The organism is Sediminitomix flava (assembly GCF_003149185.1).
Lineage (GTDB): Bacteria > Bacteroidota > Bacteroidia > Cytophagales > Flammeovirgaceae > Sediminitomix > Sediminitomix flava.
The window spans coordinates 487,814-499,675 of sequence record NZ_QGDO01000001.1; the positions used below are offsets into that span (position 1 = coordinate 487,814).

8 protein-coding genes are annotated in these 11,862 nt (G+C 34.9%); 5 read left to right on the forward strand and 3 right to left on the reverse strand.

What is annotated here, in order from left to right; genetic code table 11:
• Positions 1-100 precede the first annotated feature (100 nt).
• Positions 101-1,834 carry a hypothetical protein gene (locus tag BC781_RS01830; RefSeq protein ID WP_109615542.1) on the forward strand — a complete coding sequence of 578 codons (1,734 nt, stop codon included), beginning with the start codon at positions 101-103 and terminating at the stop codon, positions 1,832-1,834.
• On the opposite strand, the gene BC781_RS01835 is transcribed toward BC781_RS01830, so the two are convergent.
• Positions 1,829-3,214, reverse strand: coding sequence for a hypothetical protein (locus BC781_RS01835; protein ID WP_109615543.1), 1,386 nt, complete (start codon positions 3,212-3,214; stop codon positions 1,829-1,831). The two genes, BC781_RS01830 and BC781_RS01835, sit on opposite strands and share 6 nt — an antisense overlap.
• Before the next feature lie 260 nt (positions 3,215-3,474).
• On the opposite strand from BC781_RS01835, the gene BC781_RS01840 reads away from it, so the two are divergent.
• A complete protein-coding gene (locus tag BC781_RS01840) occupies positions 3,475-4,674 on the forward strand; it encodes a multidrug effflux MFS transporter (RefSeq protein ID WP_109615544.1) in 1,200 nt (399 codons plus the stop codon).
• An 84-nt stretch (positions 4,675-4,758) separates the two neighbouring features.
• On the opposite strand, the gene BC781_RS01845 is transcribed toward BC781_RS01840, so the two are convergent.
• Entirely contained in the window at positions 4,759-5,091 is a 333-nt protein-coding gene (locus tag BC781_RS01845; RefSeq protein WP_109615545.1) for a transposase, read from the reverse strand.
• Positions 5,092-5,467: 376 nt separating this feature from the next.
• On the opposite strand from BC781_RS01845, the gene BC781_RS01850 reads away from it, so the two are divergent.
• Positions 5,468-6,556: a GNAT family N-acetyltransferase gene (locus BC781_RS01850; RefSeq protein ID WP_109615546.1), complete on the forward strand. Its 1,089-nt coding sequence runs from the start codon at positions 5,468-5,470 to the stop codon at positions 6,554-6,556.
• Between the two features lie 99 nt (positions 6,557-6,655).
• On the opposite strand, the gene BC781_RS01855 is transcribed toward BC781_RS01850, so the two are convergent.
• Positions 6,656-7,264 (reverse strand): hypothetical protein, encoded by a 609-nt coding sequence (locus tag BC781_RS01855; RefSeq protein ID WP_109615547.1) that lies wholly within the window; start codon positions 7,262-7,264, stop codon positions 6,656-6,658.
• Positions 7,265-7,544: 280 nt separating this feature from the next.
• Here BC781_RS01855 and BC781_RS01860 point away from each other — a divergent pair, with 280 nt between their 5' ends.
• Complete coding sequence (locus BC781_RS01860; RefSeq protein WP_109615548.1) at positions 7,545-9,209, forward strand: formate--tetrahydrofolate ligase; 1,665 nt, start codon at positions 7,545-7,547, stop codon at positions 9,207-9,209.
• Positions 9,210-9,507: 298 nt separating this feature from the next.
• On the forward strand, positions 9,508-11,649 hold the full coding sequence (locus tag BC781_RS01865; protein ID WP_109615549.1) for a right-handed parallel beta-helix repeat-containing protein: 2,142 nt from the start codon (positions 9,508-9,510) through the stop codon (positions 11,647-11,649).
• Positions 11,650-11,862: the final 213 nt, after the last annotated feature.

The window sequence follows — 11,862 nt, forward strand, 5'->3', positions numbered from 1 at the left end:
TGTTTTATTTTAATGCATTTTCACTTTAGTTGACTCATTCCTTTTTCTTAGATATATTCAAAGTTAAATTTGCAGTATTCTAAGGTGTGAAATAAGGATTATGAAGTCACTATTGCTCTGTTTTATTTTAATATCATTTTCAACTTCTATTTTTGCTCAATCTGATTGTGAAAATGGATTTGAATCTAAGCTTAAGTCATATTCTCAAAAAGAACTTGAGCTAAAGATTGATTCTTTAATTGGGGTTTGTCCCGAATGGAGTGAAGCCTACCTTTATAAAGCAAGTACTTTCAGACTTGATTGGAAAAAACAGCTAGAGTTTACGCAATTAGCAATTTCTAAAGACAGTGCGGCTCATGCTTATCTCTACAGAGCATATGTTCGTAAAAAAGGGTACGAAGATAAATTGAGTACGTCATTATTCAATACACTTTACACCGAAGGATATTCTAGTAACTACCAAAATTCTGTACATTCTCGCCAACGTTTTGTACTTGAAAAAAGGCTAGAAAATGAATACAAAATCATGCAATCTGCATTTTCTGATGACCTTAAGAAAGTAGAGACTTTAGAACATCAAAAGACATCATTTTACTACTTCTTAAGTGGTATCAGATATCAATTTGAAGAGAACTTTCAACTTATGGAAGAAGCTTTTCAGACTGGTATTGAGACTTATAATTCAGAAACAAGTCGAAAGAGCTATCAAGATTTCCCTGATTTAGAAGCTCAACTTTATAATGGTCTTTTTCAGTCAAAAGCTAGATTAGCCAAATACGATGAATTAGAAAGCCTTTACGATAAAATTCCAGAATATTTAAAAGAGGAAGAAAGTATAAAAATCAGTGTAGCTGAAGCCTATTTTGTAAAAAATGATTACGAAAAAGTAAATGAAATATTGGAAGAAGGACTTTTCAGTGAAATGACTGAACTGAAAGCTTTCAGATGGCTAAACGATCTTTATAATGGGAATTGGGCTGAAGGAAAGAATCTAGCTCGTTTATTCCGAAATTCCTTTGCCAATTTCATGCTCAGAGATAAACTTATGAATTGGGTTCTACAAAACCCTGAAACTCCTCATAATACAAAAGAGGCTAAGCTCATCTTTGAGACACTTTTTGTAAAGCAAGAAATCTTTCAGCTAGAAGGGCTACAACCTTTTCAACTCGATGTTCCACTCGCTAGAGAAGAGGCTATTGTGTTCTGTGACCGATTCTTATCTAAGAAACCCAATGATATTTATTTCAGAGCTTACCGTCTAAAATACCTTGGTCTTCTTGGTAAAATGGTGAGTCTAGAAGATGAGTTTTCTCCACTTTGGAAACAAATTAAGAATAAGGAAGACCTTCTCTTAAATGTTGGTTATGATCTTTTTGATGCCATGTTCTATGCAGGGAAATACAACAAAGCTTATCTAGTTCATTACAAACTGAAAATCTATGATGAGAAAGCGCTGATCATGCGTTCAAAAGCTAGAGAAGCTCTTTTAAATTACACTAGAAGTGGAAATGTAAAATCTTTTATAGAACCCCTAAATATTGGCTACCAAAAATTATTGAAAGCCAATAATACAATGCTTTGGTACGACAATGGTAGTTTTCTAAAATACCTAACGGCATACCTTTGTCTATACGGATATGATGTAGAAGGACTTACAATGCTGCCGTTCACGCATTCTTTTGATACATTACAGGAAAGTATTCCTGATACAGACTGGTTAACAGCATATTTCTTATCGACTACTTCTGAAGATCGTGCTTTGTATCAACGAAAAATAAAGCAAGTACCTGCCATGCAATATTTTCTGAACAAAGTCTTGAATAAAAACTTATAAGGCTTCTTGCTGTCTGATGGATTCTACAATTTTGACTTTATCTTTTAAAATTGAAAAATCATAGACTGTTCGACCTTCTTGATCGACATTTACATCAGCCTCAAGATCTAATGCGACTTCTTCTACCACATCTTCAATAAAAGATTCAGAGAGGTCTTCTCCTGCTATTTCTGCATTTTTGATTAGGTAAGAACGCTCAATAACTGCATCTGATTCTGTGAAAATGATTTGAAATAGCTCCTTTCTGACAGCATCTTTCTGCTCTTTGTGTTTTTTCTTTTTCATAGACCAATATCGAAGCCCTGGAACTGCAAAAAATACAAAGGAAAAGGCCATTGGAATCCATCCCAAGAAAACTCGAACAGTATTAACCTGCTCTCCTATAGCTTGATATAACTCAGGATCATAACTCGCATTCAGAATATAAACAGATGCTAAAAGGTTAAAAAGATTTATACCAACTATCCATGTATTTGTCGAAGAACTATTTCCTGTCAAGTTCGGAATTTTAGAAGATTGATCCCAAAACCACTGATATGCCTCATCATAAGCTTGAGAAGAACTCAATTTTAATTCTTCAAACTTAGCAAACAAGACTCCTTTATCGTGAATTTGAGGCTCTCCTCCAAATCTCACAATCACATCAGAATAAAAATCAGCAGCCCTTTCCCCTGTAAAACCAGTCAGAGCAGTTGCTTCTGTTTCAATAGCCACTCCTTTATTCTCTCTTATGAAGTTTGCCATTTTTTTATGTTGAAGAAGTGGGTCTTTTGGAGCGGAAGGAGGGCCAAACACAAAATCATAAACGGACTGTAAGAAACTCTTTTTATTCTTTACTTTATGCTCACGATGTGTTTGTTCATAACGATACCTTTCCCCTCTGAACATCGTCATCAAATTAAACCCTCGAAGTAAATCCGTCATAAAAAACATCATTGTTGGGCTGATTGAAACTCCCTGTCCAGACGAACCTCTATCATCATCATCCGAACTACCAGAAAACTGTAATACGATACTTGCAACCAATAATGCTAAAAAAATCACGAAGTAAACAACTAACATTAGGGCTATCCAAACTTTAAAAAACAGGACAAAAAACTCCCATAAGTAGCCTTTTACATCTTCCCATTTTTCTTTCAGAGTTTTACTATTTCTTAGTCGGAGTGCATCTCCAAAATTATAGATTAATCCCCCTTCATCGGTCACTTGCAATTGACAATGATACTTTTCGAGCATTTTATCTAACGCATATTTTGCTTCATCAGTATTATTCCCCGTAAAACTCACCACATCTCCAAGCGTAATTTTTTTAGACTTCCCCTTAGAAATTGACGACTCGATTTTCTTTACGATTTGATTTGTACTTTCCTGATGCGACATAAGCTAGATAATTTGGCCCGAATTTGTATCTAAAAAACGTAGACTCAAACTGAAAAGTTGAAGAATATCAATGCATTAAAAGCTTTTATTACTTAAGTAATATCTTATTCAGACTTATTTCAAAACTAGCTTCAAGTACATCTCCAAATGAGCTTATAAGCGTATTAGTTACGATTTTTTACTTTACATAAGCTAATTGTAGTAAGTAAATGATCACCTAATTTTGCCACTCAAACTTCAAATAGAACAAGAACTAAAGAATGAAATTAAGTCAATCATCACTCATCCTATTATTAAGTGCTATTGTAGCAATTACTCCATTGAGTATTGATATGTACTTACCTGCCATGCCAAGTATTGCTGAGGCATTTGGAGTTAGTTTACATATGGCTGAAGCTACGGTTAGTATCTTTTTTCTAGGCTTTGGTTTAGGACAATTATTTGGTGGATTTATTTCTGACCAATACGGTCGTAAACAAACTACTTTACTTGGACTCATTATTTTTACCTTCGCTACATTAGGCATCTTAAATGTCCCTTCTATTGAAGGAATGCTGATTTGTAGATTTATTGAAGCTTTTGGTGGTGGATTTGTAGCCGTAAATGCTGCGGCTATTGTACGAGATCGCTTTGAACCTAAAGATAGCGCACGTATTTTATCGACTGTAGCAAGTATCATGATGATAGCACCAATGGTTGCACCACTTATCGGTTCATTTATTATAAAATTTGGGGAATGGGATTACATTTTCTATTTCTTATCAGGTTATGCATTATTCCTTTTTGTAGCTGTAGCATCATTACTTGATCAGAAAAAAGTGAAAAGAGAAAAAGTATCCTTCAAACAAGTACTTCAAAGTTATACAACTGTCTTCAAACACAGACAAGGTTTTGGGTATTTGCTTACAGGTTCATTCGCTACAGCAGGAATGTTTACTTTCATAACGAAAGCATCATTTATTTATATGGAACATTTCAAAATTTCTGAATCAATGTTCCCTATTTATTTTGGTGCAAATGTGTGCTTTATGATCGTGTTAAGTAAAACGAGTAGTCATTTGGTAAAGAAATGGCAGCCCAAAAGATTACTTAAAATCGGCTTGCTTCAAATGCTTACGGCAGGAAGTTTACTGTTTTTATACACTGCTTTCGAAAGCCAACCGAACCTCTATGTTATTTTACCTTTAAATGTAATCTATGTAGCATCATTAGGCTTTGTTTTCGGAAATGTAGATGCTTGTTGTTTAGCATTTTTCCCTAAAAACGCAGGTGTTGCAAATGCACTTTTTGGTGTTACAAAGTTTGGGTTTGGAGCAGTAATGGGGCTTATCGTAGGTTTATTTGAAGGCTATGGTTTTGCTGCACCATTTATGGTCATGTTCATTACAAGTGTCTTAGCTAACTTTACATTCACAACGATGACACCAGAACCTAAGAAAGACTTATCTTTTGCTAGCTAAATCATTCAGACATAAAAAGGACAATAGAATTAAAAACTCTATTGTCCTCAGCGATTTCAAGTTATTACAATTATTCTATTATACTTATGCTTTATCAGCGATCAACTGCTTATAAGAGTATTTGACTAAACATTGAGATTTCTCATATACCTTAGCTACTTTACTTGCAGAAAATGCTCCCATCATCAAAACGAAAGGTACTGCAATTGGCTTTATACCAATAAGTACTAGAGAAGAGATTATCGTTATCTTAAATATTGATTTAATCCTATCTAAAGTTTCCCCAAACTCATCTTGGTCTGCCAAGAAGATATCTTTCTGGCAATGTTCACATTCAAAGTTTGTGTTAGTTGTTTTATAGATATCAGTCACTTTAATCAATTTGCTTTCAGAGCCACAATGTGGACATTTTGCCATGAGTTTGTAAAATTAAGTTGTCGTGTGTTTAGAATAACACAAAGGTATTGTACGCTTTACTCTGAAAAACTGACCAATATTCCTCTAAAGAAAAGATCTTACTCAATTCTACGATTTGTTAAAAAATTTCTCATAAAAAGCCCTAAAATATTTATAATGTGAAATAATTTACACTTATTCACGTAATAATCTATTGAAATCAATGATGTTTGTAGACAACTATTTGCTAAATGGCAAATATGCGAACATTTATTAGGCCATTATTCTAATCGGGAAATGAAATGAAAGTTGCACTTTTCCTTTAAGAAACTACAAAACCTTATAGCTAAGGTTGATTTGGATTAGATAAAAAACCAATTCCTTAATTAGAGTCGATATGAATAAAGAAGTACTGTTTGAAAGAGGGGGGATGTCGTTAGTAAGAACTGAAGAACCCGAGCAAGATATAGTAGATTTAGTTTCATCCACGTTATTTGGTACACCAGGCTCTATTCAGTATAAACATCTAGACACTCCTGATTATATTCATCAAGTTGCCAATCCATATTTTCTTGCACTACGAAGAAATGGGAATTTGATGGGAACAATCACCATTTGCGAACGTCCTATTTTACATGCTCCAAGTCCTACTTCAGCTTATCATGTCCGTTATTTTTCTTTTAATGAGAAGTTCAGAAGAAAAGGAAGAGAGTCTCAAAAAAGACAAAAATCGAATGTTTTATTGGACATGATTTTCAACAAACTAGAGCATGACAGTTTCCCTGAAGAAGGAAATGCTGTTTTCTATGCTTATGTTGAAATGGAGAATGTACGTTCAGCTGAAATGTGTGAGCGATTTGGTTTTCAACCTGTAGGCGAATTCACTACCTCTATTTTCAGTAGATTCTATCCTAAAAGAGATAAGAATGTAGATGTTTTAGCAAAAGAAGATGAAGCGCAAATGACAGGCCTTCTTCAAGATTACTATAAGGATTATGGTTTTTATACCCTTGAAAATACCTTTAGAAACAATCAGTATTTTGTTCTAAAAGAAAAAGGAGAAATCATAGCTGGTATTCAAGTAACTCCTGCACATTGGGTTATGGAAGAAATGAATGGATTAACGGGTAAATTTATCCTTAACTTTGGTGCTAAATTGCCTTTTCTTTCAAAATTATTCAATCCAGAAAAATATAGTTTCTTAGCTTCAGACAGTATTTATTGTAAAAAAGGTTATGAAGATCGTTTCTCAACTTTATTAGAATCAGTTTGTGCGATTACTGGATACCACAGTATAAATATGTGGGCAGATATCACTTCTTCATTACATGATTTGATCGATACAATACCAAGTAAAGGCTTACTTGATAAGTTTGCGGGTAATAACAAAGCTACAGTAATCGTCAAAAATTCAGAAGTTGGTGAAGATGTCTATAAAGAAATTGAAAGAAGACCAACCTACATTTCAGGCTTCGATTTAGCTTAAAATTTCGATATAAATAATATGAAGTGTTTATCTCAAATTCTAGTAGGTAAACACTTTTTTTAGCCCCAAAGGTAAACCCGTTAGAATAAGCAAACACAATTAAGAAGGAATAATACTTTCTTCACTTTTTACTTTTTTCAGTTCTTCCCTTACCACATTGTATTCTGGCTCAAAGAGTTTGCAAGACTTCAAGTAATAGAAAAGAATTTCTGAGAGTAATAATTCATCAAATTCAGCTCTGAGCTTCTTAGCCTTGGAAGAAAAATAGACTTCTTTTAGTAATTGACCAATCCATAAAATCTTTGTAGTCTTGATCATTCTTGCCTCTGCAAGATTGCGCAATTGATAAATAGCCACTTCAAAGCATTCATTAGCAATCAGCTTTTTACAATTATCCTTTATAAAAAGAATTGCCTCAGTGTTGTATCCCCCTGCCTTCACTTCCTTTAATCCTTCATTGATTTTATTTAGTCCTTGCTGATGCGAAAAGAGTGTAGACCTCAAATTCCCTTCAGTTATTGCCTCCCGAATTCCAAGTTCAGCAGCTGCTACGGCTTCTCGTATATCCCCCATTCCAAAATAGCAATCACTCAGTAATTCAAAAATCTTAGGTGAATGCTTTTGATCTGCCTTCAAAACATTGATCAAAATTTCTTGGGCTTCTTTATAGTTGTGCTTTCTGATTTTGCTAACAACAGTATTGATCACGATTTAAAAATTTGGGTTCAAAAAAATATTACATTATATAATTTCTAAAAAAATTGTTAATAACTCAATAGTTAAGGCCATTATTATCAATGATTAATGATTGAATATCAGTTTTTTGTAAATGTATTTTTCAAGAAGGTAATTTTGGGCATAATTCCTTTTACTGATTTCTACTAACTTGTATTAGAATTAACAAGCAGTAAAATATCTATGCTTTGTTACAGGAGTGTAGAAGCTTTACAATAAAAGATAAACACAATCTATTCACACATTACTAAGGATGAAGACAGATATTCAAATAGCAAGAGAAACCACATTATTACCTATTTCGGCTATTGCTGAAAAGATCGGGATTCAAAATGATGACCTTATTCCTTACGGAAAATATATAGCTAAAGTACCACATCAATTAGCTGAGAAGAAAGATAAAAAAGGCAAACTAATCTTAGTATCTGCTATCACTCCTACCAAAGCTGGTATTGGCAAAACGACCGTCTCTATTGGGCTTTCGTTAGGGTTAGAAAAGATAGGAAAGAAAACAGTTGTTGCTTTAAGAGAACCATCTTTAGGCCCTTGCTTCGGAATGAAGGGCGGAGCTGCAGGAGGAGGATACGCACAAGTGCTTCCAATGGAAAATATCAATCTTCACTTTACGGGTGATTTCCATGCGATCACTTCTGCACACAATATGATTTCTGCCTTGCTTGACAATTATCAATTTCAAAACAAAGGAACAGATAAACAACTCAAGCAAATTGTATGGAAAAGAGTTTTAGATGTCAATGATCGATCTTTAAGAAACATCGTGACAGGTATGGGAGGTATTTCAAATGGTATTCCTACCGAATCAGGGTTTGACATCACCCCTGCCTCTGAAATCATGGCGATCTTCTGTCTTTCGAAAGATATTGAAGATTTAAGAAACAGAATTGATAACATCTTATTAGGTTATACTCATTCCAATGATGCTTTCTACGTAAAAGACCTCAACATAAGTGGAGCTATCACTGTACTTCTGAAAGATGCCCTTGATCCTAACTTGGTACAAACAACAGAACATTCTGCGGCCTTTGTACACGGAGGGCCTTTCGCCAATATTGCTCATGGTTGTAATTCTGTCATCGCCACAAAAGTAGCTCTCAATCATGGAGACTACGTCATTACTGAAGCTGGTTTTGGTGCTGACCTTGGTGCTGAAAAATTCTTGAATATCAAATGTAGAGCTGCAGGTATTTCTCCATCAGCTTCAGTACTTGTAGCAACATCTCAAGCATTAAAAATGCACGGAGGAGTTGATGAAAAAGAAATTAAACAGCCTAATGCCGAAGGACTAAGAAAAGGTTTGGAGAATGTAAAAGTTCATGTAGAAAACCTTAAGAATTTCGGACAAACAGTTATTCTTACCTTCAATAAATACTATTTCGATACTGAGGAAGAAATCCAACTTGTGAAAGATTGGGCAACTGATATGGGAATCCGTTTTGCCATCAATAATAGTTTTGTAGAAGGTGGAGAAGGAGCCGTTAATCTTGCACAAACTGTTGTAGATGCCATTGAAGAAGATGAGTCTAAACCACTTTCTTTTACATACGAACTAGAAGACAGTATCGAAACTAAAATTGAGAAAGTTGCTAAAAGTATCTATAGAGCAAAGGATATAGAATTGAGCAATACAGCACAGCTTCGCTTGAAACGTATCAAACGTTTAGGATTTGAAAACTTACCGATCTGTATCGCCAAAACTCAGTATTCATTCTCAGACGATGCTAAAGCATACGGCGCTGTGAAAGATCACACACTGCATATCGAAGACTTTGTAATTAATAGTGGAGCAGGCTTCATTGTAGTGATTGCTGGTAATATTATGAGAATGCCAGGTCTCCCAAAAGAACCACAAGCTTTACACATTGACTTAGTAGATGGTCAGATTGAAGGATTGAGCTAACAGCTCCACTCCTATTTATTAAGACTACAATAATGAAAGAGGTGACTTCAAAAGAGGTCACCTCTTTCATTATCATACACCCTCCGTTATTCACAAGCGTTAAAATATTTAACTTAATGACTGCTATTTGTTCACAGCTATTTCCATATAAGCTTTAATGAGCACGAACAAACTTTAAAGGAATCACTTATTTCTCAGTTGAGGCGGTTTTGCTGATGTATTTCAAATCATGAAAATCATGAGAATTTGAAAAATCAAGAAACAAGAATCTGAAATACAACAACAAACAGTCTTATCTATGAGAAATGTACTAAGAAATACAAGAGCGTTGTTTACGAATTCTAAAATTAGAATTGCTGGTATCGGACTCTGTTCTATGTTAGCATTAGCCTCTTGTCAGGACGATGAAGATGAAGCCTTATACGACCAAGTTACTACGAGTGCTTCAACTTCTGTACAGTACGACTATCTCGTACCTGCAGGTACTGCCTCTATTAATGGAGACAGTGAAAATGCAGACAAAAATGATTTTGTAGTTGATGCAAAGCCAGGTACAGTGATAGCACTGGAAGCTGGTGATTATCCCGATTTGAACTTGAAAAACCTTCATGGTAGTTCGGGAAATCCTGTTACAATTATCAACTATGGAGGAAAAGTAAATATTGGTACTAATGCTTACAGTACAGTAGTAAAAGTGATTGACTGTACAAACTTCCGATTTACAGGTAGTGGTAGTGGCGATTCTTATGGTATTTCTATTGACGGTAGTAATGCCAAAACAGGAGAACACACCATGGAAGTTTATGGTGTTTCATCCGACTTTGAAATTGACCACATTGAAGCTTTTAGAAGTACCTTTGCTGGATTGGTAATTAAATCTGACCCTAAATCATTTAACCCAGAAGTTTGGAGAGAAAACTTCGAAATGAAAAATATCTCAGTTCATGATAACTATTTCCATGATACAGGAGGGGAAGGTATTTATATTGGATACACTGGAGACGGTGTTGCTGTTGAAGGTGGAGGAACTGCAATGCCTCACTTGATTTCAGGTCTAAGAGTTTATAATAATAAGGTTGAAAACTCTCAGTGGGATGGTATTCAGATTAACAGAGCACATAGTGATGTAGAAGTTTACAATAACAGTATCTCGAATTATGGTTTGGAGAAAAACTCAAATCAAAATACAGGACTTGATATTGGTTATGAAACAGTGGGTAGATTCTACAATAACAAAGTAGATGGTGGTGATGGTATCGGTATCCAAGTAAAAGGTATTGGTGATGTATTCTTATACAATAACGTTGTCTTGAATGCAGGTTATGATGGTATTTATGCCAATGACTACAATGCAGAAAATGGGCGTCCAGGTTACAAGATTGTCAATAATACTGTCGTAAATTCTGGCCACTTCGGGATTCGTTTAGTGAACTTCAAAAGTACCTACGGAGACGATAATACCAGAGACTGGGTTGTAAATAATGTTGTTGCAAAGGTTGTAGGTGAAGGTTTAGGGGATAGAGACTTTATTCACCTTGCAAATGATGAAACAAAAGCTATGCTTTACAACAACAATAACCTTACATACCAATCTGTTGACGAAGCCAGCTTTACAAATGGCTATGAATTATCTGACGGTGCTGAAGGTGTAGATGGCGGTATGGATGTAGCTTCACTTGGTATTAGGTCTGACTTCAACGGTAATGCAAGACCACAAGGAAATGGTTATGATGTTGGTGCTTATGAGTCTGGTCATAGTGGTAACCCAACTGACCCAGATGATGGAACCACTCCCGACCCTGATAATGGTGTAATTGGTAATCCTGATATTACTCAAACACAACTTACTGCCAATGAGTGTGGACGAATGGACGGTAGTATGGAAGATATGCTTTGGGCTGATGAAGTAGAAGGTGCTACATCGTATGAGTTTTTAGTTTCAAATACAGATGAAGGATATAGTCAATCAAAAGTAACAACTGCAAGGTTTGTAAAACTGAAAGATTTCCAAGGAACTAAGGCTAATGTAGTATACACGATCGTAGTTAGAGCTATTATTGGAGAAGACAGAGGTGTATATGGAAATACTTGTGAGTTCCAAGTGGGTGGTGATGCTGAAAATGATCCAGAAAACGATCCAAACTTAGATACTAGTTTACCAATCACTCAACTTTCAGCAGATGAATGTGGCAGATTAGACGGTAAAATGGAAGATATGCTTTGGGCTGATAAAGTAAAAGATGTAGACAGTTATGAATTTACAATCATTAATCCAGATACAGAAGAGGAAGAGTCTGTAATTTCTGAATCAGCCTTCGTGAAATTGAAAGATTTCAAGACAGCACAAACGAATGTAACCTATGAAATAAAAATAAGAACAGTAAAAGGTGAAAAACATTCGGCTTACGGAGACTCTTGTGAGTTCCAAGCAAATAAATAATTGAATTCTGAAAAAATAAGTATATAGATAAGCTCATTAAAAAGGCTAGCTCCAACTGGAGTTAGCTTTTTTTCTTTTACAGAAATTCTATTCAAATGCACTTTTGAGCTTGAGCTTCCATAATAGCCTCCGAACATACAAACCACTCGTTATTCACAATCATTCAACACATTTATTTAATTTTCACTAGAAATTAACAGCCATTTCTATACA